Source organism: Actinomadura sp. SCN-SB (genome assembly GCF_043906805.1).
GTDB lineage: Bacteria > Actinomycetota > Actinomycetes > Streptosporangiales > Streptosporangiaceae > Spirillospora.
This window is the reverse complement of the sequence record NZ_JBIMPP010000039.1, coordinates 22,191-46,828: the sequence shown is the minus strand read 5'-3', so window position 1 is coordinate 46,828 and position 24,638 is coordinate 22,191. Positions and strand designations below refer to the sequence as shown.

General features: G+C 72.7%; 21 protein-coding genes. 12 read left to right on the top strand and 9 right to left on the bottom strand.

The features are described 5' to 3' along the window. Positions 1-31 precede the first annotated feature (31 nt). From ACGWYJ_RS23785 to ACGWYJ_RS23765, 5 genes are read left to right on the top strand one after another with little or no spacing between them, the layout of a single operon-like run. The gene (locus ACGWYJ_RS23785) at positions 32-1,213 is read left to right on the top strand and encodes a CaiB/BaiF CoA transferase family protein (protein WP_395108512.1); all 1,182 of its coding nucleotides are present in this window, start codon (positions 32-34) and stop codon (positions 1,211-1,213) included. Further along, on the top strand, positions 1,206-2,021 hold the full coding sequence (locus ACGWYJ_RS23780) for a citryl-CoA lyase (RefSeq protein ID WP_395108510.1): 816 nt from the start codon (positions 1,206-1,208) through the stop codon (positions 2,019-2,021). Before ACGWYJ_RS23785 ends, ACGWYJ_RS23780 begins: the two co-directional genes overlap by 8 nt. A 30-nt stretch (positions 2,022-2,051) precedes the next feature. After that, positions 2,052-2,915: an extradiol ring-cleavage dioxygenase gene (locus tag ACGWYJ_RS23775; protein ID WP_395108508.1), complete on the top strand. Its 864-nt coding sequence runs from the start codon at positions 2,052-2,054 to the stop codon at positions 2,913-2,915. Then, a complete protein-coding gene (locus ACGWYJ_RS23770) occupies positions 2,912-3,274 on the top strand; it encodes a hypothetical protein (RefSeq protein ID WP_395108507.1) in 363 nt (120 codons plus the stop codon). Before ACGWYJ_RS23775 ends, ACGWYJ_RS23770 begins: the two co-directional genes overlap by 4 nt. A 3-nt stretch (positions 3,275-3,277) precedes the next feature. Next, complete coding sequence (locus ACGWYJ_RS23765; RefSeq protein ID WP_395108505.1) at positions 3,278-4,234, top strand: zinc-binding alcohol dehydrogenase family protein; 957 nt, start codon at positions 3,278-3,280, stop codon at positions 4,232-4,234. Positions 4,235-4,249: 15 nt separating this feature from the next. On the opposite strand, the gene ACGWYJ_RS23760 is transcribed toward ACGWYJ_RS23765, so the two are convergent. Next, complete coding sequence (locus tag ACGWYJ_RS23760) at positions 4,250-5,050, bottom strand: IclR family transcriptional regulator C-terminal domain-containing protein (RefSeq protein WP_395108503.1); 801 nt, start codon at positions 5,048-5,050, stop codon at positions 4,250-4,252. Between the two features lie 40 nt (positions 5,051-5,090). On the opposite strand from ACGWYJ_RS23760, the gene ACGWYJ_RS23755 reads away from it, so the two are divergent. The 3 genes from ACGWYJ_RS23755 (at position 5,091) to ACGWYJ_RS23745 (ending at position 9,670) form a co-directional block, all read left to right on the top strand. Further along, on the top strand, positions 5,091-5,324 hold the full coding sequence (locus tag ACGWYJ_RS23755; protein ID WP_395108502.1) for a hypothetical protein: 234 nt from the start codon (positions 5,091-5,093) through the stop codon (positions 5,322-5,324). Positions 5,325-5,482: 158 nt separating this feature from the next. Further along, a complete protein-coding gene (locus ACGWYJ_RS23750) occupies positions 5,483-6,319 on the top strand; it encodes a peptidoglycan recognition family protein (protein WP_395108501.1) in 837 nt (278 codons plus the stop codon). A gap of 108 nt (positions 6,320-6,427) precedes the next feature. Beyond that, entirely contained in the window at positions 6,428-9,670 is a 3,243-nt protein-coding gene (locus ACGWYJ_RS23745; protein ID WP_395108500.1) for an ATP-binding protein, read from the top strand. Positions 9,671-9,690: 20 nt separating this feature from the next. Here the strand turns inward: ACGWYJ_RS23745 and ACGWYJ_RS23740 are convergent, their stop codons facing one another. Further along, complete coding sequence (locus ACGWYJ_RS23740; RefSeq protein ID WP_395108499.1) at positions 9,691-10,536, bottom strand: ABC transporter permease; 846 nt, start codon at positions 10,534-10,536, stop codon at positions 9,691-9,693. Beyond that, positions 10,533-11,561, bottom strand: a complete 1,029-nt coding sequence (locus ACGWYJ_RS23735) for an ATP-binding cassette domain-containing protein (protein WP_395108497.1) — start codon at positions 11,559-11,561, stop codon at positions 10,533-10,535. Before ACGWYJ_RS23735 ends, ACGWYJ_RS23740 begins: the two co-directional genes overlap by 4 nt. 544 nt (positions 11,562-12,105) lie before the next feature. On the opposite strand from ACGWYJ_RS23735, the gene ACGWYJ_RS23730 reads away from it, so the two are divergent. After that, positions 12,106-15,054, top strand: a complete 2,949-nt coding sequence (locus tag ACGWYJ_RS23730; protein WP_395108495.1) for an AAA domain-containing protein — start codon at positions 12,106-12,108, stop codon at positions 15,052-15,054. A gap of 45 nt (positions 15,055-15,099) precedes the next feature. On the opposite strand, the gene ACGWYJ_RS23725 is transcribed toward ACGWYJ_RS23730, so the two are convergent. Further along, complete coding sequence (locus ACGWYJ_RS23725; RefSeq protein WP_395108494.1) at positions 15,100-16,044, bottom strand: NADP-dependent oxidoreductase; 945 nt, start codon at positions 16,042-16,044, stop codon at positions 15,100-15,102. Positions 16,045-16,066: 22 nt separating this feature from the next. Next, the gene (locus ACGWYJ_RS23720; protein ID WP_395108492.1) at positions 16,067-16,900 is read right to left on the bottom strand and encodes a DUF1932 domain-containing protein; all 834 of its coding nucleotides are present in this window, start codon (positions 16,898-16,900) and stop codon (positions 16,067-16,069) included. Positions 16,901-17,026: 126 nt separating this feature from the next. Here ACGWYJ_RS23720 and ACGWYJ_RS23715 point away from each other — a divergent pair, with 126 nt between their 5' ends. Beyond that, a complete protein-coding gene (locus ACGWYJ_RS23715) occupies positions 17,027-17,704 on the top strand; it encodes a GntR family transcriptional regulator (protein ID WP_395108491.1) in 678 nt (225 codons plus the stop codon). A gap of 343 nt (positions 17,705-18,047) precedes the next feature. Continuing rightward, entirely contained in the window at positions 18,048-18,443 is a 396-nt protein-coding gene (locus tag ACGWYJ_RS23710; protein ID WP_395108490.1) for an STAS domain-containing protein, read from the top strand. A 7-nt stretch (positions 18,444-18,450) separates the two neighbouring features. Here ACGWYJ_RS23710 and ACGWYJ_RS23705 read toward each other — a convergent pair whose 3' ends face one another. The 4 genes from ACGWYJ_RS23705 to ACGWYJ_RS23690 all read right to left on the bottom strand — a co-directional run bounded on the left by ACGWYJ_RS23705 (position 18,451) and on the right by ACGWYJ_RS23690 (position 23,288). After that, entirely contained in the window at positions 18,451-19,554 is a 1,104-nt protein-coding gene (locus tag ACGWYJ_RS23705; protein WP_395108488.1) for an acetate/propionate family kinase, read from the bottom strand. Continuing rightward, on the bottom strand, positions 19,554-21,941 hold the full coding sequence (locus tag ACGWYJ_RS23700) for a phosphoketolase (protein WP_395108551.1): 2,388 nt from the start codon (positions 21,939-21,941) through the stop codon (positions 19,554-19,556). Before ACGWYJ_RS23700 ends, ACGWYJ_RS23705 begins: the two co-directional genes overlap by 1 nt. Positions 21,942-22,010: 69 nt before the next feature. Then, entirely contained in the window at positions 22,011-22,874 is an 864-nt protein-coding gene (locus ACGWYJ_RS23695; RefSeq protein ID WP_395108487.1) for a metallophosphoesterase family protein, read from the bottom strand. A gap of 66 nt (positions 22,875-22,940) precedes the next feature. Continuing rightward, positions 22,941-23,288 carry a hypothetical protein gene (locus ACGWYJ_RS23690; protein ID WP_395108486.1) on the bottom strand — a complete coding sequence of 116 codons (348 nt, stop codon included), beginning with the start codon at positions 23,286-23,288 and terminating at the stop codon, positions 22,941-22,943. 238 nt (positions 23,289-23,526) lie between these two features. Here ACGWYJ_RS23690 and ACGWYJ_RS23685 point away from each other — a divergent pair, with 238 nt between their 5' ends. After that, on the top strand, positions 23,527-24,570 hold the full coding sequence (locus tag ACGWYJ_RS23685) for an alpha/beta hydrolase (RefSeq protein WP_395108485.1): 1,044 nt from the start codon (positions 23,527-23,529) through the stop codon (positions 24,568-24,570). Positions 24,571-24,638 lie beyond the last annotated feature (68 nt).

Here is a 24,638-nt window from a genome sequence, read left to right as displayed (position 1 = left end):
TGTCCGTGCAACGGACGAACGAAGGAGCCGGATGACGGACAACGGGCCCCGCGGCGGGGGGCCGCTGTCAGGCGTGCTGGTGGCGGACTTCTCCAGGATCCTGGCCGGGCCGTACGCCACGATGCTGCTGGCCGACATGGGCGCGGACGTGGTGAAGGTGGAGGGCCCCAAGGGCGACGACACCCGCACCTGGATGCCGCCGGTACGCGGCGAGGTGTCCACGTACTACCTGGGCATCAACCGCGGCAAGCGGTCGATCGCGCTGGACCTGCGCCGGGAGGAGGACGCCGCGGCGGCGCGCGAGCTGGCCCGCCGCGCCGACGTGCTGATCGAGAACTTCAAGCCGGGCGGGCTGGCCAAGTACGGTCTCGACTACGAGACCGTGCGCTCCGCCAACCCGGGCATCGTCTACAGCTCGATCACCGGGTTCGGCTCGGGGCCCGGGCGCGACGTGCCCGGCTACGACCTGATGGTGCAGGCCATCTCCGGGCTGATGAGCCTGACCGGCGACCCGGACGGGCCGCCGTACCGGGCCGGGATCTCGGTGTTCGACGTGATGGCGGGCAACCACGCGGTGATCGGGATCCTGGCGGCGCTGCGCCACCGCGACGCCACCGGCGAGGGCCAGCTGGTCGAGGTGAACCTCCTGTCCTCCGCGCTGACCGGGCTGGTCAACCACAGCTCCGCCTATGTCGCGGGCGGCACCGTCCCGTACCGGATGGGCAACGCGCACCCCAGCGTGTTCCCGTACGAGCCGCTGCCCACCGCCGACAACGACCTGATCGTCACCGCCGCCAACGACGGCCAGTTCCGGCGGCTCTGCGAGGTGCTCGGCATCCCGGACGTCCCCGACGACCCGCGGTTCGCGCGCAACGCCGACCGGACGGCCAACCGGGACGAGCTGTACCCGATCCTGGTCGAGCGGCTGCGCACGCGCGGCGCGGTGGAGTGGTTCGACCTGCTGGTCGAGGCGGGCGTGCCGTGCGGCCCGATCAACACCATCGACGGCGGGTTCGCGATGGCCGAGCGGTTCGGCCTCGACCCGATCGTCGAGGTCGGCGAGGGCGAGCGCGCGGTGCCCACCACCCGCCATCCGATCCGTTTCTCGGCGACGCCCGCGCGTTACTCCCTGCCTCCGCCGGAACTGGACGAGCATGGGGCGGAACTGCGTGAATGGCTGTCGAAGCCGGCGGAGGAAGGCGACCGTGACTGAGTACCCCACCGCGCTGGGCGCGTCCACCCGGGAGAAGATCACGCTGCTGGGCCACGACCTGGCCGAGGACGTCATGGGCGAGGTCGGGTTCGGCGAGCTGGCGTTCTGGCTGGCCGCGCAGCGCAGGCCGAGCCGGGGCGAGACGCGGGTGTTCGAGGCGGTGCTGGCGGCGCTCGCCGACCACGGCTTCACCCCGACCGCGATCGTCACCCGGCTGACCTACCTGTCGGCGCCCGACTCGGTGCAGGGGGCACTGGCCGCGGGGCTGCTCGGCGGCGGGTCGAGGTTCCTGGGCGTCACCGAGGACACCGGCCGCTTCCTGCACGACGTGCTGGAGTCCCTGGACGGCCTGACGCCCGAGGACGACGCCGGCTGGGACGCGGTCGCGCTGCGGATCGTCCGGCGGTACCGCGCGGAGGGCCGGTTCGTCCCCGGACTCGGCCACCACGTCCACAAGGACGGCGACCCGCGCACGCCCAGGCTGATGCGGATCGCCACCGAGGAAGGGCTGTTCGGGCCGCACCTGTCGCTGTTCGCCGCGATCGGCCGCGTCCACCCCCAGGTGCTCGGCAGGACGCTGCCGCTGAACGGCGCGGGGGTCTGCGGCGCCGCGCTGGCCGACCTGGGCCTGCCGCTGGAGCTGCTGCGCGGGTTCGCGCTGCTGGCCCGCACCGCCGGGCTGATCGGGCAGCTGGCCGAGGAGCTGCGCCGCCCGGTCGGCAACGACATCTTCCTGTCCGTCGACCTCAACAACCGGTCCGTGCCGCCCGAGCCGTACCCGGCGAACGGCACGGACGCCCCCCACTGAGCCCGCCCACCCCGAAAGGCAGGGAGCCCGATGGCCCGAGTCGTCGCGGTGATCGCTTCAACGCACCATCCGTTCTACTACCGCGCCAGCACCTCGACCGGGGAGGACCGGCCGCCGTTCGCCGACGAGTGGGTCCGCAAGGTCGAGGCGTTCCGGGAGACCCTGACCAGGGCGAACCCGGACGTGCTGGTGATGGTCGGCTCCGACCACTTCCACCAGCTGTGGCTGGACAACATGCCGCAGTTCCTGGTCGGCAAGGCGCCGATGTACGACGCCAACTGGTACAACGAGGAACGCGAGTTCGGGCTGCCGCGCCTGGTCTGCAAGGGCCAGGAGGACCTGTCGGCGTACATCCTGCGCGAGGGCCTGGACGCCGGGTTCGACCTCGCCTTCTCCAACGAGCTGCGGATCGACCACTCGATCACGTGCCCGATCATCACGCTGCGCCCGCAGAACGACCTGCCGATCGTGCCGGTCTACACCAACATCTTCGCCCCGCCGCTGCCGCAGCCCAAGCGGTTCGTGGAGCTCGGCCGGACGATCCGGCAGTTGGTGGAGTCCTGGCCGTCGGACAAGCGGGTCGCGATCATCGGGACCGGGCATCTGTCGCTGGAGCTGGGCGGCCCCCGGCAGTTCGGCCCGCACGGCCCCGACCCCGAGTTCGACCGCCGCGCCGTGGAATGGATCTCCACGGGCGACATCGAGGGCTGCCTGTCGGAGGTGACGCTCGACAGCCTCCACGCGCCGGGCAACGCCACCCACGGCTTCATGGACTTCATGCTGATGATGGGCGTGGCGGGCGACGGCCGGAAGGCCGACTACGTCGACACCTACGATTTGTTCCACACCATGGAGGCATACTTCACCTGGTACCCCAACGGAGGTGGACGGTGAGCAAGTACCTGCTGAACAAGTTCCTGTACACCGTCGACCGCGACCCCGACCTGGTCGAGCGGTACCGGGAGGACCCGCGCGGCACCGTCGAGTGGTGGGAGTCGGAGTACGCCAACCGCATCCTCAACTGCCATGGCGGCGAGCGCAGCACGTGGCTGGCCTTCGAGGAGAACGAACGGGCCGCGCTCGCCTCGCACGACTACCCCGCGCTGTTCGACCTGGGCGCGCACCCGTTCCTGACGCTCACGCTGTTCATCGCCATGTTCGAGCGGGACTACGACGAGCCGCTGGGGTTCCAGCTCGAGTACGCCCGGCGGCTGTCCGACCGGAAGCTGCCCTACCCCGACATCGCCACCTGAGCCATGCGAGCCGCCGAGATCCACGCATGCGGGCTGCCGCCACGGGTGGCCGCCGACCGCGAAGCGCCCGCGCCGGGCACGGGCGCGGCGCTGGTCGAGGTGCTCGCCGCGCCCATCACACCGCTCGACCTGCTGTGCGCGACCGGGCGGTCGTACTTCGGTCGCCCGGAGACCCCGTACGTGCCGGGCGTCCAGGGCGTCGGGACGCGCGGCGGGCGGCTCGTCTGGTTCCCGACGAGCGCGGGGATGGCGCCGGGTGACGGCAGCATGGCCGAGGCGGTCGCGGTGCCCGAAGAGGACCTGGTCGAGCTGCCCGAAGAGGCCGACCCCGTCGCGGTCGCCGCGCTCGGGCTGTCGGCGGTCGCCGCGTACATGGCGCTGACCTGGCGCGGCGAGTTCGCCGCCGGGGAACGGGTGGTGGTGCTCGGCGCTGGCGGCGGCGTCGGGCAGGCCGCCGTCCAGCTCGCCCGGACGCTGGGGGCGGGGCGCGTGGTCGCGGCGGCGCGCTCGGCGACGGCGCGGGAACGCGCGGAACGGGCGGGGGCCGACGCCGTCGTGCCGCTCGACACCGACGACGTCGCCGAGCTGGCGGCCCGGTTCACCGACGCGGCGGACGGCCCGGTCGACCTGGTCCTGGACCCGCTGTTCGGCGTCCCCGCCGCGGCGGCGGCCAGGGCGCTGCGCCCGTACGGGAGGCTGGTGAACCTCGGCGGCTCGGCGGGCGAGACCTCCCCGATCGACTCGGGGACGCTGCGGAGCAAGTCGCTGCGGATCCTCGGCTACACCAACAACGAGCTGTCCCGCGAGCAGCGCGCCATGGCCATCACCCAGATCGCCGAGCGCGCCGCGGCGGGAACGCTGTCGGTGGCGCACGAGACCGTCCCGCTGGAGGAGGCCCCGGAGGCGTGGGAGCGCCAGCGCAAGGGCGACACCGAGGGCCGGATCGTCCTGCGCCCCTGAACCCCTGGGGGCCGGTCAGGACGCCGTGACCTGCGGGACGGTCTCCAGGCGCGCGAAGTCGGCGCTGATCTCGCCGGCGGTGTGCAGCAGCAGCGGCAGGTACTCCTCCACCAGCTTCTCCGTGGGGGTCTCCGCCGCGTGGGTGTTGACGTTGATGCCCGCGATGACCCGGCCGGACCCGTCCCGCAGCGGCGCGGCGACCGAGCGGATGCCGCGCGCCAGCTGCTGGTCGGTGAGCGCCCAGCCGCGCGCCCGCACCTCCCGCAGCTCGGCGTCGCGTTCCTCCTTGGTCGGCGTGACGTGCGGCTCCAGGCCGGAGCGGCTCGGCTCGGCCAGGATCCGGTCCACCTCGTCCGGCGGCAGCGCGGCGAGCTGCACCTTGCCCAGCGAGGTCTGGAGCGCCGGGAAGCGGGTCCCGATCTGCACCCGCAGCGCCACAATCTTGGGCACGGCGACCCGGGCCACGTACACGATGTCGGACCCGTCGAGCTGGGCGATGGAGCAGGACTCGTTGGTCTTGGCGACCAGCCGTTCCATGTGCGGGCGGGCGACGTCCCACAGGCCCTTCGAGGACACGTAGGCCACGCCGAGCTCCAGCACGCGGGGGGTCAGCTCGAACCCGCCGGAGGAGGAGCGCACGTAGCCGAGCTCCTCCAGCGTGAGCAGGATCCGCCGCGCGGTCGGCCTGGCCAGGCCGGTCTCGGTGGCGACCTGGGTCAGCGTCATCGACGGCCGGTGCGGCTGGAAGGCGGTGATGACCTTCAGCCCACGGGCCAGCGCCTCGATGAAGTCGGGTCCGGCGCCTTCCCGCGGCATGGGTTCCACTCCTCACGTGGGGTTCCCCTGCACCTTACTCGTGATTGTCCGCTCAGCGGACAACCGACCGGAGATAACGGGACCGGAGCGACCGGGCGCGCTGCCGCGCCGGGGGTACACGCTGAAGGTCTTCGAGCCCGAGGCGTACCCGGACACCTACTGCGACTTCCCGGTGGCCCGCCGCTCGCTCACCGGGCGCCGCCGACCCGGGTCACCGGGCGACGGGACGCGGGTCGGCGGGGGCGCGGCGGCGCCGGGGCGCCGCGCTGCGTGACCGGGGTGCGTTCCGGGCGCATACGCCCTCACCTGGGCCGCTTGGCGATCGGGCGCCGCGTCTTTTACCGTCCTGATAGCCGGCCGCCTCCTGATGGCCCGCGACGAGGAGACGCATGCACGCTCACGACCTGGCCCATCCCGCCTCCGGGTGGGCACTTGGCTGAGTCGTCCGGGGCGCGGACCCCGGCGCTCCACGATGACGGCGACTTCTTCCCCAGCGACCTGGAGGGAAGGGATCGCGGCGGGAACGGGCAGGGGCGCGGCGGCAGGCATCGCGGTTCCGGTCCGGGCGATGCCGAGCTGTCCCGGCGCTCGGTCCTGACGGGCGGGGCCGTCCTGGTGGCGGGCACGGGGTTCGTCGTGGCCGGCGCCCTGGACCTCCTGCCGGCCGGCGGGCCGGAGAAGAGCGCCGACGGGGCCACCAGGACCGCGAACTCGTGGATCCTGGGGACCGCGGAATGGGGCGCGCGGGCGCCGCAGCGCAAGGTGAGGGTGCGGTCCGGCCCTCCCCGGTACATCGTCGTCCACCACACCTCCACCAGGAACGTGGAGGACTACTCGCTCGCCCGTGCGCAACGGCTCGCGCAGGGGATCCAGAAGTTCCACATGGACCGGCGGGGCTGGGGCGACACCGGCCAGCACTTCACCATCAGCCGTGGCGGCCACATCCTCGAAGGGCGGCACGGCAGCTACGCGGCCGCCCGCGCCGGGGACATGGTCGTGGGCACGCACGTCCGGGGCGCCAACGACTACACGGTCGGCATCGAATGCGAGGGGACCTATAACGCGTTCCTGCCGCCCCGCCCGCTGTTGCAGTCCCTGGTGCGGATGTGCGCGTGGCTGTGCGTCCAGTACGACCTCAACCCGCGCAAGGCGATCGTCCCGCACCGGAGGTTCAACGACACCGACTGCTGCGGGGACCGGTTCGCCCCGACGCTTCCGCGGCTGCGCGAGGAGGTCGCCAAGGTCGTCCCCCAGAGGCTGCTCGGCTGAGCGAACCGGCGAAGTACGGCATGTCGGTGGCACGCGCTAGCGTCGTACGCGTCGGCGTACGCCCTGGGGACCGGGCGCGGGCCGCGGACGCGGAGGAGACGGCAGGCGATGTCAGCGGCGCTGATCGGGCGGGAGCATCCCGCCGCGGTGCTGGACGCCGAGATCGACCGGACGGCCACCAGCCACGGCGGTCTCGTGCTGGTCGCCGGCGAGGCCGGGATCGGCAAGACGGCCCTGGTGACCAGTGCCGCGCGGCGCGCCCGTGAGCACGGCGTCATGGTGCTGGGCGGCTCCTGCTGGGACTCGGCCGCCGCCCCGGGCCTGTGGCCGTGGACGCAGGTGATGCGGGCGCTGCGCCGTGCGGCCGGCCCGGCGGAATGGGCGGAGCTGCTGGAGGTGGCGGGCTCGGAGGTCGCGGCGCTGCTGGGCGAGGAGCGCGGCGAGGGCGCCGACGGCTTCCGGCTGTACGACGCGGTGACCACGGCGCTGGTGGCCGCGTCCCAGCGGCGCCCGGTGGTCGTGGTGCTGGACGACCTGCACTGGGCGGACGCGGCCTCGGTCCGGCTGCTGGAGTTCGCCGCGCGGCACACCTGGTTCGAGCGGCTGCTGCTGGTCGGGACGTACCGCGACGTCGAGGTCGAGGGCGGCTGGGCGGAGGGCGGCGGGCTTGAGGACGGCCGGCCGGAGGGCGGCTGCCTGGAAGACGGCGAGGTGGCAGGCGGCCACCCGCTGCGCCCGGCGCTGACGGCGCTGGCCGCCAAGGCGACGACGGTGACGCTGACCGGCCTGGAGCGCGACGAGGTCGGCCGGCTGATACACCGCACCGTGGGACGCGAGCCCGATCCCGATCTGGTCGCGGAGGTGCACCGGCGCACCGGCGGCAACCCGTTCTTCGTGGAGCAGACGGCCCGGCTCTGGCACGGCGGCGGCAGCGTCACCGCGATCGCGCCGGGCGTGCGCGACGCGGTCCGGCACCGGCTGTCCCTGCTGGCTCCCCCGGTGGTGCGGCTGCTGACCGCCGCGGCCGTGCTGGGACGCGAGTTCCACCGCGGGGTGCTGGCGGCGACCGCGGACATGCCCGTCCCGCATGCCGACCGGCTGCTCGACCAGGCGGTGGCCGCCCGGCTGGTCGTCGCGCTGGGCGAGGAACGGTTCGGCTTCGCCCACGACCTGGTCAGGGAGACGCTGTACGGCTCGCTCGGCGAGAAGGAGGCGCGCGAGGCGCACGCCGAGGTGGTCCGGGCGCTCGACCGCTCCCCCTCCCTGGCCGACCACGTCCTGCCCGCCGAGGCGGCCCGGCACGCCCGCCTCGCCGGCGACGGCATCGACCCGCTGCACGCGGTGCGACTGCTGCGGGCCGCCGCCGCGCACGCCTCGTCCCGGCTGTCGCTGGACGAGGCGGCCTCCCATCTCCGCCACGCCCTGGAGCGCGTCCCGCCCGACCGGCCGCGCGAGCGCGCCCTGCTGGCCGTCGCGCTCGGGCAGGCGCTGCACCACGACCCCGACCCGCAGCCCGCCTGGGACGCCTTCGACCTCGCCGCCGACCTGGCGCTCTCCCTGGACGACGACGAGCTGCTGGCCCGGGTGGCGCTGTCCTTCCACCGCCATGAGCACGCGAAGGCGCGCGCCGGGCGGCGCGCCGGGCTGCTGGAGGAGGCGCACCGCCGCCTGATCGGCGACCGCCCGGCCGTGGCCGGGCCGTCCGTGCTCCTGACGATGGCGCAGGAACTGGCCGCCGCGCTGGCCGGGCTGGCGCGCGAGGGCGGTGACGAGGACGCGCTGGCCTTCGGGCTGTGGGCGCGGCACGACACCCTGCTCGGTCTGGGCACCGCGCCCGAACGCGAGGAGCTGACCAGGGAACTGGCCGATCTCGCGCTGCGCACGGGCGACCGCGGGTCCGCCGCGTACGCGACCTCGTTCGGCTGGGTCGCGCTGCTGGAGCAGGGCGACCCGCGCTACCTCGACCGCTACCGCGAGTTCATGGACCTGACCCGCGACGACGACACGACGGTGTGGGGCGTGGCCTCCCAGGTCGACACGGCCATCATCTGCACGACGCAGGGGCGCTTCGCGGAGGCCGAGTCCCTCATCGCGACCGTGACGCGGGACGGGGAGTGCGTGCCCGGCCAGGGATTCGGGTTCATGGCCCTGCACCTGAGCTGGGCGCTGGCCCTGCTGCGCGGCCGGTTCGAGGAGGTCGACGCGCTGCGGTCGCCGCTGCGCGAGACCGGGCACCCGTACGCGGACCTGCTGGAGGGCGTCGCCGCCGTGCAGCGCGGCGACATCGCGGCGGCCCGGCGGTACCTGGCCGAGGTCGACGACACGGGCGTCTCGTTCCCGCGCGAGGTCGAGGCGCTGTGGCTGCGGTTCCTGGCCCAGACCGCCGCCGCGTCCGGCGACCCGGGGCTGTGCGAACGCGCCCGCGCCGCCCTCCTCCCCCACCGGGACCTGTGGGGGGTGTGCCTGTGGGGCTGCGAGGTCAGCGGGCCCATGAGCCTGTGGCTCGGCCTGCTCGACCAGGCCGAGGGGCGCTGGGACGACGCGGCGGCCAGGTTCACCGAGGCGTACCGGTCGGCCGACCGGCTGCTGGCGCGTCCCTGGTCGGCCGAGGCGCGCCTGCGCCTCGCCGAGACGCTGGCGGCCCGTGGCGGCGCCGGTGACGCCGACGCCGCCACGGCACTGCTGGCCGAGGTCGCCGGCGAGGCGTCCCGCCTGGGGATGCCCCACCTGCTCGACCGCGCCCGCCGGGCGCCGGCCGCGCTGGACGGCCCGGCGCCGCGGCCCATGTCCGTGGACGCCCGGCCCGGCGGCGTCTTCCGCCGCGACGGCACGGTGTGGACGCTGACGTTCGGCGGGCGGACCGTCCACATGCCCGACGCCAAGGGGCTGCGCGACCTGCACCGGCTGCTGGGCAGTCCCGGGACGCCGATCGCCGCCGTGGCGCTGCTGTCCCCCGAGGGCGGCGAGGCGGTGACGGCGGCGAGGCGGATGGGCGGCGACGCCGTGCTCGACGACGAGGCCAAGGCCCGCTACGAGCGGCGGCTCCGCCTGCTCGACGAGGAGATCGGCGGCGCGGTCGCGCTGGGCGACGACGACCGCGCCGCCGCGTACGACCGCGAACGCGCCGCCCTGCTGGAGGAGCTGCGCGCCGCCGCCGGGCTGGCCGGGCGCACCCGCCGCCTGGGCGACGAGGCCGAGCGCGCCCGCAAGACCGTCACCGCCCGGATCCGCGACACCCTCCGCAAGCTCGACCAGGCCCACCCCGCCCTGGCCGGGCACCTGCGGTCCGCCGTCTCCACGGGCACGACCTGCGTCTACTCGCCCGAGACCCCCACGTCCTGGACCCTGTGAACCCGGCCTTGGGCGCGGGGTCACTTGCGGTTGTAGAGCCACATCGTGAGGGAGCCGAACACCGCGATGAGGGCGGCGGCCCACAGGGTCACCCAGACCAGCTCGTCGCCCACGTCCCCCTGCATCAGACCGCGGACGACGGCGACCAGGTGGGTGATCGGGTTGACGTCCACGAACGCCTGGAGCCAGCCGGGCATGGTCTCGGGGCGGACCAGGATGTTGCTGAGGAAGGTCAGCGGGAACAGCACCATCATGCTGGCGCCCATGACCGCCTTCTCCGTGCGCATCAGCAGGCCGAACATCGTCCAGACCCAGGAGAAGGCGAACGAGAAGGCCACCAGCACCGCGATCCCCGCGATCACCCCGGCCGGGCCGCCGCCGGGACGGAAGCCGAGGATCAGGCCCAGCGTGAGGATCACCAGCGACGCGGCGGTGTAGCGGAACATGTCGCCCAGCAGGTAGCCGATCATCGGCGCGGGACGCCACATCGGGATGCTGCGGAACCGGTCGAACACACCCTTCTCGATGTCGACGTTGACCGACACCCCGGTGTACATCGTGGTCATGACCACGCTCATCACCATGATGCCCGGCAGCAGGAACTGCAGGTACTCGGTGACCGAGCCGGCCAGCGCCCCGCCGAACAGATAGGTGAACATCAGCGTCATGATGATCGGGAAGGCGGTGACGTCGAACAGCTGCTCGGGCACGTGCTTGATCTTCAGCATGGCGCGCCAGCCGAACGTCATCGACGCCGACCACGCGCTCGGCCGCCGCGGCCGCGCCCCCGGCGCCAGCACCGCGCCGATGACCTCCGGGGACGGGACGTAGACGCCGGGCGCCTCCTGAGTCGTCGCGGTGCTCACGCCGCAACCTCCTTCGTCTGCTTCCGCTCTCCGCCGTTCGCGGAACCGTTCTCGGCCGGGTGGCCGGTGAGGGTGAGGAACACCTCGTCCAGGCTGGGCTGGCCGAGGGAGAAGTCGTCCACGGTGATGCCCGCCGCGGCGAGCTCGGCCAGCGCACGCGACGCCTGCTCCGCGGCGCCGCGCTCGGTGCTCTCGCGTTCGAGGCGCGCGGTCAGCGCGACCGGGTCGGCCTCCGCCTCGACCGGGGTGTCGAGCGTGCGGGCCAGCAGCAGCCGCGCCTCCTCGCGCTGCCCGGCGTCGCGCAGCCGCAGATGCACCGAGCCCGCGCCCACCGACGACTTCAGCTCGCCGGGGGTGCCCTCCGCGATGACCTTGCCGTGGTCGATGACCGCGATCCGCCCGGCGAGCCGGTCGGCCTCCTCCAGGTACTGGGTGGTCAGCAGCACCGTGGTGCCCTGCGCGACCACCACCCGGACGATGTCCCAGACCTGGTTGCGGCTGCGCGGGTCGAGCCCGGTGGTGGGCTCGTCCAGGAACAGCAGGTCCGGGGTGTTGAGAATGCTGGCGGCGATGTCGATGCGCCTGCGCATGCCGCCCGAGTAGTTCTTCACCTGTCGTCCGGCGGCGTCGGTCAGCCCGAACGCCTCCAGCAGCAGGGCCGAGCGCTCGCGCGCCTCCTTCTTCCGGTAGCCGATCAGCCGGCCCAGCAGCACCAGGTTCTCGGTGCCGGTCAGGTCCTCGTCCACCGAGGCGTACTGGCCGGTCAGGCTGACCCGGGAACGCACGGCGTCGGCCTCGCGCCGCACGTCGTGCCCGAACACCCGGGCCTCTCCCCCGTCGGGGCGCAGCAGGGTGGACAGCACCCGGACGGCCGTGGTCTTGCCCGCCCCGTTCGGCCCCAGCAACCCGTACACCGAGCCCCGGGGAACGGCGAGGTCGATGCCGTCCAGCGCCCGCGTCTCGCCGAACGTCTTGACCAGGCCCGAGGTCTCGATCGCCAGTTCGCTTTCCTGCGTATCGCTCATCTCGTCCTTCTTTCTCCCTTGCGTCAACAGACTCGCGGCGGCCCGAAGACTCATCGGTCCAAGGCGAAGAAACCACCCGGCCCCAGGCCCCAGACCCACCAGCCGAGCCATGCGGCCGATCGCCTGCTCCAACGACGCCGAGGAGCAGCGGTCGCACACGGGGTGACGACGGCGACCGCCGTCTCCGAACGACCGCACGACGACATCCCCCTCCGTCGCCTCCGCCCCTCACCCCAGAGGCGCGAGATCACACAACGCCCCCGCTAGATCAGATCTAGCGGCTCGGCGAGGCGCCCACCGATGCTTCACAGGGACAGAGCGCCTGTAATGCCCTACTCCGGTCACACCGGTTAAATGCACTCCAAGGCCGGTCCATACGCGCTATGTGCCGATCACCTGACATGCGGTTGCGTGGTCGGTAAATTACGGTTGACCCGGTCGGTCGAGGGGAGCACGGGTGGTCGAAGGGCGGGGCAGGCCGGGTGCGGTCGCCGATCTTCTTCGCGCTGTTCGCGCCGAAATACGGGCCGGGCTCCACGATGATATGCGCAGCTCCGAAAAGGTCACACTGTCGGAGGGACGGCAGATCGGCTCCACCGGAGAAAACCGCGAATACCTCTTCTCATGTCAACGATGGAACGAATCGTTCGGCGCCAAAGACCTGTTGATCCGGCGCTTCCGGGCCACCGGCCCTTGGGCGCCCGCCGACGTCCAGCGGATGCCCGACGGCAAGGTGCGGGTGCTCACCAGCGCGGACCTGGGTCCTGCGCCCGCGAGTGCGCAGCTGGTCGAGGACGAGACCGGCGGCCTCGAAGCCCTGGCCGAAAGGCTGGAGCAGGCCGGCGGCGAGGACTCGCCCATCAACCCCACGACCGCCGGCTGGGTCCTCGGTCTGGGACGGCCCCGCACCGGCAGGGCCGGGGACGTCGAACGGCTCGTCGGCGGATACCGTGATCACGAGCTCAACCCACGGCAGCGTCAGGCCGTCGAGCAGGCGCTGGGCAGCGACGTCACCTTCATCTGGGGCCCGCCGGGAACCGGCAAGACGAAGGTCGTGTCCTGCGTCGTCGAGGGTTGCTACCGGCAGGGGCTGCGAGTGCTCTTCGTCGCGCCCACGCACGTCGCGGTCGACCAGGCCGTGGAGCGGATGTGCGATTCACTGGCCGGCGAGGAGGGGTTCGACGCGGGACTCCTCCAGCGGGCCGGGAAGATCGCCCTTCCCTCGCTGGCGGCCAAGTACGGGCAGCAGGTGAGTCCCGAGCTCATCGAGCGACGACTGGCCACAGCGATCGACGCGCAGATCACCCGGCTCACCGGTGAGCTGGACCCACTCCGCACGGGCATCGCCCGGCACGAGCAGGCCCTGGCCGCCACCGCCGAGATGAACCGGTTGCACCAACTGCTCCTCAACATCGACCGTGCCGCAGGCATGGAGGACAACGCGGCACAGGTCACCGGCAAGCAAGTCCAGTACGTGCGCCGCGAGATCGACCGGATCGGCACTCCGTCCGGGATCTTCGCCCAACGTAAGCAGGCCAAGCTCCAAGCCCTCTACACCCAACTCGCACACCACGAACACGTTTTCCAAACGCACCGGCAGAACCACGCGGCGGCGCTACGCGACCGTGAACGCTTCACCGCCGAGTACGCGGAGGCGCGGGCCACCGTGTCCCGTCTCATGGAGGAGGTACGGCCTCTTCCTCCTCTGGAGCGGCTGCGGGCCGAGGCCGACGACCTCCAGCGAGAGCTGAACCGCCTCACCGAGGAGAGGCAGAAACTCTCCGACGCGGTTCGCAGCCGGTGCCGGATCATGGCGACGACCGTCTCCAAGGCCGTTCAGTCCCGGAGGCTGATGGACGCCATCGACGTCGTGGTCATCGATGAGGCCGGGATGGTGAACCTGCCCTCCGCGTGGTGCGCGGCGGGCCTGGCCGGCAGGCGCGTCGTCATCGCGGGCGACTTCCGGCAGTTGCCGGCCGTGACCCGCGGCTCGAAGGACCGCAAAGCCTCGGCACAGGAGCGGGAGCATTCGCGTACCTGGATGGACCGCGACGCCTTTCACGCCGCCGGGCTGGTGAGCCCCACCGGCGAAGCCGTGCGGAACGACTCGAGAATGGTCGCGCTCAACGAGCAGTACCGGATGCGCCAGGCCATCTGCACGCTGGTCAACGAGGTCGCCTACCGCGACGCCCCGCTGCTCACCCGCCGGAGGGACACCAGCAGCCTGCCCCCTTCACCTCTGATCGAGAGCCCGCTCGTGCTGGTGGACACCTCCAGCCGGGTCGTGCCCGGCACGGGTTCGGAGGCGCACCTGTCCAACGCGGTGCACGAAGCGGTGATCCATGAGCTGATCAGGGGACTCCAGTACGACACGGTCCTGCCCGCCCGTAAATGGACCGACCTGCCCGAGGGGGAACGCCCCACGGACCGCCTCGCGGTCATCTCCCCGTACAAGAGACAGAAGAACGCGCTCAACGCGAGCCTCGCCTACCGCTTCGGCGCGCAGTACGAAGGTCTGGTCGATACCGTCCATCGGTTCCAGGGCAGCGAGCGGCCGCTCATCATCATCGACACGGTCACCGGTGCGGGGCCCAGGCCCGGATGGTTCTACGACGGCGTCGGGCCGTCGTCGGACACCTGCCGACTGCTCAACGTCGCGCTGAGCCGGGCCAGGGATCACCTGGTCGTGGTCGCCAACGTCCAGTACATGCAGCGTGCCCTGCGCCCCGACAGCGAAGCGGTCAGGATGCTGCACCATCTCTGGCGGCACGCGCAACGCATCCCGGTCGATGAGCTCGTGCCGGTTCGCAGCGCGGCCGACCTCGGGGTTCTGGACGAGGAGGAACTGGCACGACCGGCGTTCTTCCCCGCCGACGAAGTGCAGCGCGCGGTCGAATGGGACATCGCACGCGCACGCAAGAGCATCGACATCTACTGCGCGTTTCTCAACGGTCAGGCCGTGCGGTACTGGCTCCGCCGGCTGAAGCCCCGCATCGCCGACGGTGTCCGCGTGACCGTGCACACCCGCGACCACGCGGGGACGCCACAGGCGGACCTCGTCCGCGAACTCCAGGCGGCCGGTTGCCAGGTCGCGGCCCGCGAACGCATGCACGAGAAGGTGCTGATCCTGGACGACACCGTGTTGTGGCACGGCTCCCTCAACCTTCTCGCGCATAGCGGCTCCACCGACCTGATGATGCGCATCACCGACCCGTCGTCATGCGAACGGGTCCGTCACATCGTGGAGCGGGCGCGTATGGACCGTCCCGCCCGCACACCGGTGCGGCGGTCCCCTGGAACACCTGCCTCCTCCGGCGAGGTCCGCCCTGGGACGGTGGTCGGAGAACGGCTCTATCTGGCCGTTCCCTTCGAGGAGAAGGACGAGGCCAAGCGGTCGGTGCGGGCTCGCTGGGACCCTGACCGGAAACTCTGGCACGTTGACGCCGGCACGCCGAGGGAGCGCGTGCGGCGTTGGCTCCCCGGTGACGACTGATGGTGATCGTCGCGCACGGGCGGCCGGGCCTGGCCGGACGTGCCGCTAGAACTCGATGACGAGGCGGCCTCGGACGCCGCCTTGTTCGAAGCGGCGGTGGGCTTCGGGGGCCTGCTCGGGTTTGTAGGTGGCGGCCACGCGGAGGGTGAGGACGCCGGATTCGGCCTGGTGGCGGAGCCGGTCGAGCTTGGCGTGGTCGCGGAGGTAGTCGGTCACCATGACGGGGTGGTAGGTGATGCCGCGTTCGGCGTCGGCGTGGAAACCGCGGACCGTGGACACCCGGCCGCCGTCGCGGACGGCCGGGACGACCAGATCGTTCTGGACGGCGCAGTCCGCCACCGCGTCCACGCCGTCCGGCACGGCCTCGCGGATGCGGGCGGCGACGTCGTCGCCGCGGTCGACCACCTCGTCGGCGCCCAGGTCGCGGACGAGGTCGCGGTCCTTGGGGGCGGCGTCACCGATCACTCGCAGGCCGTCGGCCTTCGCGAGCTGCATCACGAAGCCGCCGAGCTGGCCGGCGGCGCCGGTGACGGCGAGGGTGGCGCCGGGTTCGAGGTCGAGCAGGTCCAGCATCCGGCGGGCGGTCAGCCCGTTCATCGGCAGGGTGCAGGCCGCGGCGTGGTCGGCGCCGACGGGCGCGCGGACGACCTGCTCGGCGGGCACGACCAGGCTCTCGGCGTACCCGCCGGGGTGCGGGCCGTAGGGGAACACGATGGCCACCACGCGGTCGCCCAGGCTCAGGTCGGTCTCGACGCCTTCGCCGATCTCGTCCAGCGTGCCGGCCGCGTCCCAGCCGAGGACGTAGGGAGGCTCGCCGCCCAGCGCCCGGGGGACCGCCCCTTGCCGCGTCGCCACGTCGGAGGGGTTGATGTCGGCCGCGTGAACGCGGATCCGCATCTGGCCGGGGCCGGCGTGCCTCTCGGGGAGATCGACGACCTGGAGCACCTCGGGGCCGCCCGCCTGGTGGAATCCGACCGCACGTACCGCCATGACGTCTCCTCGCTTCGCGGTTTCAGTGATCGACTCTAGAAGGATCCGTCGTCCCGGAGCCAGCCGGATTCCGGCTTGCGGCAAGGCGGCGGAGGAGATCGCGGGACGCGGCGGCGATCAGGGGCGGGACGTCCAGCTCGGCGAGCATGTCGGTGGCGGCGGCCATCTCGTCGGCGCGGCGGACGGCGTGCCGGTGCGTGCCGGACACCAGCCGGTCGACGGTGGGCTCCCCCGCCGCGGTGAGCTCGGCGACGATGTTCTCGCGCAGCCACGGCTCGCAGCCCGCCGCCTTCGCGGCCTCCAGCGCCTCCACGACGGCGGCGGCCAGGCCCTTGAAGAACACGCTGCGCAGCAGCTTGCGGGCCGCGGCGGCGCCGGGCTCGCCGGGCAGCACCTCGACGGAGGCGCCCAGGGGGTTGAGCAGCCGCGCCACATCGTCCGCGGCCTCGCCGCAGGCCAGCATCGGGGTACGCAGGCCACGGCCCGGAACCGGCGCCATGATGGCCACGTCGGCGAAGCGGATGCCGCGTTCGCGGGCGGCGGCGTGCAGCTTCTGTTTCAGGCCGGGCGAGCCGGTGTTCAGGTCGGCCCAGACGGCGCCGTCGCCGACGCCCGCGGCGCCCGCGTCCAGGGCGGCGGCCGCGTCGTGCGCGCTGTTGACGCTCAGCACGAGCGCGGCGCCGTCGGCCGCCTCGGCCTCGCCGCCGGTGCCGGTGATACCGTCCGGGGCGGGCACCACGGGGTCGTAGCCCCGGACCACGGCCCCGGCCGCGGCCAGGTCCCGGGCGATCGCGCCGCCCGCCTCGCCCAGGCCCAGCACGGCGATCGTGAGCGTCCGCCCGTTCGCTGCCGGCATCCGGTCCCTCCTGTCCCTTCACGGGCCGATGACAGGCCATGATGGACGGGAACGGGGTCCCGCCGGACGTTACACTATGACAGCTACAAAATTGGCGACAATATCGATGCCGATCAGGGAGAGGCTGTGGCGGCAGGCGTGCGTGACGGCCGCGAGCAGGGCGGCTCGGTGGTGGCCGGGATCCGGGAGGCCATTCTCAGCGGCGAGTTCGTGCCGAACCAGCGCCTGGTCGAGGCCGACCTGTCGGAGCAGTTCGCCGCCAGCAGGGCCAGCGTCCGCGCGGCGTTGCTGGAGCTGGCCAACGAGGGCCTGATCGAGCGGGTGCAGAACCGTGGCGCCCGGGTTCGCGCGGTCTCGCTCGAAGAGGCCATCGAGATCTCCGAGGTCCGGATGGTGATCGAGGGCCTGTGCGCCGCCAAGGCCGCCGAGCGGGTCACCGCGGAGGAGGAGGCCGAGCTGCGCGAGATCGGGGAGAGCATGCGCACGGCCGTGAGGTCCGGCGACGTGCTGGGCTACTCGCGGCTGAACGAGCGGCTGCACGCGAGGATCCGCGCGCTCAGCGGGCAGCGGACCGCGGCCGACTTCCTGGAGCGGCTGCGCGCGCAGAACGTCCGGCACCAGTTCAAGCTGGCGATGCACCCGGGCAGGCCGCAGGTGTCGCTCCCGCAGCACCTGGCGATCATCGACGCGATCTGCGCGCACGACCCCAAGGCCGCCGAGCGGGCGGCGCGCGACCATCTGCGCAGCGTGATCGAGGCGCTGCCCGAGGTGGACAGGACGAGGCCGCACGGCCGGGTCCACTGACCGGGCCGGTCGCCGTTGAAGGCCGGTTGTGGACGCCGGCCGGACGGGCCGGAAGTGGCCGCCCGTGCCGTCGACGTGCGATTCCTCGGCGAACGGCCCCCACCGGCCGCCGTTTCCTCACACGGAGGAAACGTCCGAGGGTCCACCATGGCAGGGTGACGTCTCCGGCGGGCCACCACGCGGTGGTACCTATGAAGGCGTGACAGCTCCTGTCAGGGAGGGGCCCATTCGGGAGGCCATCTCCTACCGGGACCGGAGGCCCGCGGGAGCCTATGTTGAGGACGGCGGTCAGAACCGGCGGCCGGAGCGGCTCGCACTGGGGCAGGAAAGGGGAGGTCGGCGGATGGAGAAGCGGCTCGGGCTGTCGAGTCAGCGGCTTCCCGGAACGACTCTGATCTCGATCGAGGGCGACCTCGACGTCGGCGCCGCCGGCCAGTTCGACGCCTACGTGCGGCAGGCGCGCGGGGAGCCGGGCGACCATCTCGTCATCGACCTGACCGAGGTGCGGTTCCTCGACAGCGCGGGGCTCCGGGTGCTGCTGCACACCAACACCTACGCCACCCGGCACGGCGGCTCCGTGCGGCTGGCGGGGCCGCGCCGGACGGTCGAGAGGGTGGTGCGGCTCGCCAAGATCGACCAGCACATCCCGGTGCACGCCACGACCGCGGACGCCCTGCGCGCCGCGCTCACCGGCGAGCCGCCCGAGCAGCCCCCGACCCAGGACAGCGCCACCGCCTGACGTACGGTCAGGACGCGCCGAGCGCCGCGCGCACCCCGGCGGCGATCTCCAGGTCCTCCCGCGCCTGGACGACCACGGTGCGGACGGCGGCTCCCCGCGCGGTGATCTCGGCGTCGCCCGAGCTCGCGGCGTTGGCCTCCGGATCGACGGCGGCGCCGAGGAAGGCCAGGTCGCCGGCCAGACGGCGGCGTACCTCCGGGTCGTGCTCGCCGACCCCGCCGGTGAACACCAGCACGTCCAGGCCGCCGAGCGCGGCGGCCATCCCGGCGGCGCAGGCCCGCAGCCGGTGGTGGAAGACGTCCAGTGCGGCCAGGGCCGTGCCATCGCCCCGCTCGGCACGCTCCCTGATCCGCCGCATGTCGCCCGTCCCCGCCAGCCCGCGCAGGCCCGAGCGGTGCTCCAGCGCGTCGTTGACCTCCACGGCGGACAGGCCGTGCCGCTGGAGCCACAAGGGGATGCCCGGGTCGATGCTGCCGGGACGGGTCGCCATCACCAGCCCTTCGAGCGGGGTGAAGCCCATGGTGGTGTCGACCGACCGCCCACCGGCGACGGCGGCCAGTGACGCGCCCGCGCCCAGGTGGCACATCACGATGCGCGCACCGGCGGGGTCGATGCCGAGCAGTTCCCCGGTGCGGCGCAGGGCGTAGGCGTACGACAGGCCGTGAAAGCCGTAGCGGCGCAGCGCGAACCGTTCCCGCCACTCCTCCGGGAGCGCGTAGGTGGACGCGGCGTCGGGCAGGGTCGCGTGGAAGGCCGTGTCGAAGCAGGCGACCACGGGCGTGTCCGGGAGAGCGCGGCGGATCTCGCCGAGGGCGTACAGCGACAGCGGCTGGTGCAGCGGCGCCAGCCCGATCAGCTCGTGCAGCCGCCCGGTGACCGCGTCGTCGATGAGCGTGGGCTCGACGAAGTCACGGCCGCCGTGCACGAACCGCAGCCCGACCGCGTCGGGCTCGGGCATCCGCGCCACCGCGGCGGCGACCTGCTCGGCCTCGCGCTCGCCCGGCTCGCTGGCGACCTCGCTGTGCGCGGCCACGGTCCCGTCGGCTTCCAGGACGCTCAGCTTCAGGCTGCTGGACCCCGGGTTGACCGTCAGCACGCGTCGCACGGCCATCACGACGCCCCCTGGTACGGCCACACCCAGTCGCGGACCTCGGGTGCGTCCTCGCCGTGCTCGCGGGTGTAGGCGCGGCACTCCAGCCGCCGGTCGGCCATGCGCTGCCGGATGTGCGCCACCCGCCCGCCCAGCGACGGGACGCGGTCGATCACGTCCATCACGAGGTGGTAGCGGTCCAGGTCGTTCAGCATCACCATGTCGAACGGCGTGGTGGTGGTGCCCTCCTCCTTGTAGCCGCGCACATGCAGGTTGGGGTGCCCGGCACGGCGGTAGGTCAGCCGGTGGATCAGGTACGGGTAGCCGTGGAAGGCGAAGATGACCGGCTTGTCGACGGTGAACAGCGCGTCGAACTCGGCGTCGCTGAGCCCGTGCGGATGCTCCGACTCCGGTTGCAGCCGCATCAGATCGACCACGTTCACCACCCGTACGCGCAGGTCGGGGAAGTTCTGGCGGAGCAGGTCCGCGGCGGCCAGCGTCTCCAGGGTCGGCACGTCCCCGGCGCAGGCCAGCACCACGTCCGGGTCGCCGCCGCCCTCGACGCTGGCCCACTCCCAGATCCCGATGCCGCGGACGTTGTGCGCGATCGCCTCGTCCATCGGCAGCCAGTTGGGCGAGGGCTGCTTGCCCGCGACGACGACGTTGACGTAGTCGCGCGAGCGCAGGCAGTGGTCGACCACCGACACCAGCGTGTTGGCGTCCGGCGGCAGGTACACCCGGATGATCTCGGGTTTCTTGTTCATCACCACGTCCAGGAACCCCGGGTCCTGGTGGGTGAAGCCGTTGTGGTCCTGCCGCCACACGTGCGAGGACAGCAGGTAGTTCAGCGAGGCGATGGGACGCCGCCACGGCAGCCGCCGGGTCACCTTCAGCCACTTGGCGTGCTGGTTGAACATCGCGTCGACGATGTGGATGAACGCCTCGTAGCTGTTGAACAGCCCGTGCCGCCCGGTCAGCAGGTAGCCCTCCAGCCAGCCCTGGCACAGATGCTCGCTGAGCACCTCCATCACCCGGCCCCGCGGCCCCTGGTGCTCGTCGGTGTCGTAGCGTTCCCCCGTGAACACCCGGTCGGTGACCTCGAACACCGCGCCGAGCCGGTTGGAGGCGGTCTCGTCCGGGCCCATGATCCGGAAGTTGCCCGGGTTCGCCGTCACCACGTCACGCAGGTAGCGGCCCAGCACCCGGGTCGGCTCGGCCACCTCGGCGCCCGGCCGGTCCGCCGGGACGGCGTAGGAGCGGAAATCCGGCAGGATCAGCGGGCTCAGCAGCTCACCGCCGTTGGCGTGCGGGTTGGCGCTCATCCGCCGCCGCCCGGACGGCGCGCAGGCGCGCAGGTCCGGCACGGGACGGCCATCGCCGTCGAACAGCTCCTCCGGCCGGTAGGACCGCATCCACGACTCCAGCTCCGCCAGATGGGAGGGGTTGTCGCGTACGGCGGCCAGCGGCACCTGGTGCGACCGCCACGTGCCCTCCACCGGAAGCCCGTCGACCTCCTTCGGGCCCGTCCACCCCTTGGGCGTACGCAACACGATCATCGGCCAGCGGCGCCGGGTGGCGTCGCCTCCCTGCCGGGCCGCGGCCTGGATTCCGGCGATCTCGTCCAGCGCCTGATCGAGCGCGGTGGCCATCTTGCGGTGCATCGCCGCGGGCAGGTCGCCGTCCGGTCCGGGGACCTCGTCGGCCCCGCCCACCAGGATGGGACGGAAGCCGTAGCCCTCCAGGAGCATCGACAGCTCCTCCTCGCCGATACGGGCCGGCACCGACGGGTTGGCGATCTTGTAACCGTTCAGGTGCAGGATCGGCAGCACCGCGCCGTCCCGCACCGGGTCCAGGAACTTGCCCGAATGCCAGCTCGCCGCCAGCGGCCCGGTCTCGGCCTCGCCGTCGCCCACGATGCACGCCACCACCAGATCCGGGTTGTCGAACGCGGCGCCGTACGCGTGCGCGAGCGAGTACCCCAGCTCACCGCCCTCGTGGATCGAGCCGGGCGTCTCCGGCGCCACATGCGAGGGGACGCCGCCCGGGAAGGAGAACTGCCGGAACAGGCGGCGCATCCCGTCCGCGTCCTGCGACACGTTCGGGTACACCTCGCTGTAGGTGCCCTCCAGCCAGGCGTTGGCCACCGCCGCCGGCCCGCCGTGACCCGGCCCCATGATGTAGATCATGTCCAGGTCGCGCGCCTTGATCACCCGGTTCAGATGGGCGTAGCAGAAGTTCAGGCCGGGCGTGGTCCCCCAATGCCCCAGCAGCCGCGGCTTGATGTGCTCGGGCCGCAGCTCCTCCCGCAACAGCGGATTGTCCAGCAGGTAGATCTGACCCACCGACAGGTAGTTCGCCGCCCGCCAGTAGGCGTCGATGCTCGCCGCCTCCTGCTCGCTCAGCAGCACGCCTTCGTCCACGGCCCCTCCTGCCCCGCGTCGATTCCATCGAGCCTTTCCCGCGGCCGGGGGCGCCAATCATGAACGCGGTATGCGCAGGATGCGCTCCTCCTGGGGAGGCAGGATGCGGTGCGGCCCCGATGGACGCTCCCCGCGCCTTCGCCACTCGCGCGGGTAGCCCACGGACACCTCCTCGAAGCGCACCCCGTCGCTCCACAGCGTCCTGGGGATGTGCAGGTGCCCGTACACGACGGTCACCGCGCCGAACCGCACATGCCAGTCCGCGGTGCGCTCGGTGCCGCACCATTGCGCGAACTCCGGGTGCCACAGGATGCGCGTCGGTTCCCGTACGAGCGGCCAGTGGTTGATCAGGACGGTACGGGTGCCGGGTGCCAGCTCCGCCATGCGGCGTTCGGTGTAGGCGATCCGCGCGTCGCACCAGGCGTCACGGGACGGGTACGGGTCGGGATGCAGCAGCACCTCGTCCGTGCACACCACGCCCGCGTCGTAGGCGACCTTCAGCGCCTCCTCCTTGGTGGAGGCTCCCTCGGGACGGAACGTGTAGTCGTACAGGACGAAGAGCGGCGCGATGGTCACCGGGCCGTCCGCCCCGTGCCCGTCCCATACGGCGTAGGGGTCTTCGGGGGTGAGCACGCCGAGGCCCCTGCACATCTCCACCAGCCGCCGGTACCGCGCCTCCCCGCGTTCTTGAACGGGGTCGTCCTTGGGCGTCCACAGCTCGTGGTTGCCCGGTGCCCAGATCACCTTGGCGTACCGACGGGCCAGGGTGCTCAGCGCCCATTCGATGTCGGCGAAGTGCTCGGCCACGTCACCGGCGACGATGAGCCAGTCCCCGTCCGACTCCGGGCGCAGGCTCTCGATGAACGCCCGGTTGTCGGGGAAGCCGACGTGGATGTCGCTGATGGCGTGGAGGGCGCTCATTCACCCGATCCTACGGTCGCGGCCCTCGATCGGGGATGCCGCGAGACCACCGGAGGGCGGCCCGGGTCAGTGCCGGCCGCCCGTCCTGGTGATGATCCACTCCGTCGTGCTCTCCACCCTCGCGATGCGGCGTTCCAGCTTGGTCCGGTTGCTCCGGGTGCCCGCGCGCGCCGCCGCCCGCGCGCCGACCGCCCGCCGTGGCCGCGACACCCGCGTGGCGGGCGTCCCCGGCCAGGGCGTCCTGCCCTCGGCCGCGGCGTTCGCGAGCTCGGCCAGCCGCATGCCGGCCCCGGCCAGTTCCCGCAGCGCGCGCCCCTCGGCCTGGGCGTCCGGCGTCTCCAGAACGCGGGCGTACAGCGCCTCCACCTCGGCCATCTGCGCGCCCAGCCGCAGCAATGCCCGATCCCCGGTCATGAGACACCCCTCGCCGGCCTAACGACCATGACCGCCTTTCTCTTTCGATTCCCCCGAAAGCCCGGTCATGCGCCTTTCGCCCACATCTCCATGGTGAGCGACGAAGTGCCCAATGCGCACCGTGTTTTCGGGAAGGCCGGCTCGGGTTCTGGGCCTGTCGTCCGCGCCCTCCTGGGGCGATCATAAGTCGAGGATCCCCGGCCGGCGCCGCCGGGACGGCGCCGAGACAGGAGCGGCCATGAGCATCCCGACCTCGCCCTCTCCCGACACCGCCACCGGCCCCGGCGGGCCCTTGCGGCCGCCGCCGTTCGACCCCGAGTGCGCCGCCTTCCTGGAGGAGTTCGCGGACGTGCTCTCGCCGTCCCTCACCCCGGACGGGATTCCGGAACTGCGCGAGAACAGCGTCGTGGCGCCGCCCACCGACGACGATCTGCGCCGGGACGGGGCGTTCGAGATCGAGGAGCGGACCGTGCCGGGCCCGGAGGGCGCGCCGGACGTGGGGCTGCTGATCTGCCGTCCGGCCGGGGCGCGGGAGCCGCTGGCGACCGTCTACTACACCCACGGCGGCGGCATGATCATCGGAGACAACCGCACCGGCGTGAGCGAGCCGCTGGACTGGTCGCAGGAGCTGGGCGGGCTCGCGGTGGTGTCGGTGGAGTACCGGCTCGCCCCCGAGCACCCGCATCCGGCGCCGATCGAGGACTGTTACGCGGGCCTGGTGTGGACGGCCGAGCACGCCGCCGAGCTGGGCCTGGACCCCGGCCGGATCATCCTGGCCGGTCAGAGCGCGGGGGGCGGACTGGCCGCCGCGCTCGCGCTGCTCGCGCGCGACCGGGGCGGTCCGGCACTGGCCGGGCAGGTGCTGCTGTGCCCGATGCTGGACGACCGCAACGACAGCCCCTCCAGCCACCAGATGGCCGGGCTGGGCGTCTGGGACCGCACGTCCAACCGCACCGGCTGGTCGGCGCTGCTGGGCGACGCGGCGGGCGGGCCGGGGGTGTCCCCGTACGCCGCCCCGGCGCGCGCCGAGGACCTGTCGGGGCTGCCGCCGGCGTTCATCGACGTGGGCTCGGCGGAGACGTTCCGGGACGAGGACGTCGCCTACGCGTGCGGGATCTGGCAGGCGGGCGGCCAGGCCGAGCTGCATGTATGGCCGGGCGGCTTCCACGGGTTCGACATGTTCGCCCCGCACACCGCGATCTCGCGGGACGCGCGCGAGGCCCGCCTCCGGTGGCTGCGCCGGCTGCTGCGAACGGGCACCGGGCCCGACACCGAAGCCTGACTATTTACTCGAACCGCTTTTACCAGCAGATGCGTACCACTTGGTGTTTTGTGGTGGTACTTCCAGAG

Coding starts and splice junctions, on each gene's coding strand:
- ACGWYJ_RS23785 (WP_395108512.1), top strand. CDS start 32: ATGACGGACAACGGGCCCCGCGGCGGGGGGCCGCTGTCAGGCGTGCTG.
- ACGWYJ_RS23775 (WP_395108508.1), top strand. CDS start 2,052: ATGGCCCGAGTCGTCGCGGTGATCGCTTCAACGCACCATCCGTTCTAC.
- ACGWYJ_RS23765 (WP_395108505.1), top strand. CDS start 3,278: ATGCGAGCCGCCGAGATCCACGCATGCGGGCTGCCGCCACGGGTGGCC.
- ACGWYJ_RS23760 (WP_395108503.1), bottom strand. CDS start 5,050: ATGCCGCGGGAAGGCGCCGGACCCGACTTCATCGAGGCGCTGGCCCGT.
- ACGWYJ_RS23745 (WP_395108500.1), top strand. CDS start 6,428: ATGTCAGCGGCGCTGATCGGGCGGGAGCATCCCGCCGCGGTGCTGGAC.
- ACGWYJ_RS23735 (WP_395108497.1), bottom strand. CDS start 11,561: ATGAGCGATACGCAGGAAAGCGAACTGGCGATCGAGACCTCGGGCCTG.
- ACGWYJ_RS23730 (WP_395108495.1), top strand. CDS start 12,106: ATGCGCAGCTCCGAAAAGGTCACACTGTCGGAGGGACGGCAGATCGGC.
- ACGWYJ_RS23725 (WP_395108494.1), bottom strand. CDS start 16,044: ATGGCGGTACGTGCGGTCGGATTCCACCAGGCGGGCGGCCCCGAGGTG.
- ACGWYJ_RS23720 (WP_395108492.1), bottom strand. CDS start 16,900: ATGCCGGCAGCGAACGGGCGGACGCTCACGATCGCCGTGCTGGGCCTG.
- ACGWYJ_RS23710 (WP_395108490.1), top strand. CDS start 18,048: ATGGAGAAGCGGCTCGGGCTGTCGAGTCAGCGGCTTCCCGGAACGACT.
- ACGWYJ_RS23705 (WP_395108488.1), bottom strand. CDS start 19,554: ATGGCCGTGCGACGCGTGCTGACGGTCAACCCGGGGTCCAGCAGCCTG.
- ACGWYJ_RS23695 (WP_395108487.1), bottom strand. CDS start 22,874: ATGAGCGCCCTCCACGCCATCAGCGACATCCACGTCGGCTTCCCCGAC.
- ACGWYJ_RS23690 (WP_395108486.1), bottom strand. CDS start 23,288: ATGACCGGGGATCGGGCATTGCTGCGGCTGGGCGCGCAGATGGCCGAG.
- ACGWYJ_RS23685 (WP_395108485.1), top strand. CDS start 23,527: ATGAGCATCCCGACCTCGCCCTCTCCCGACACCGCCACCGGCCCCGGC.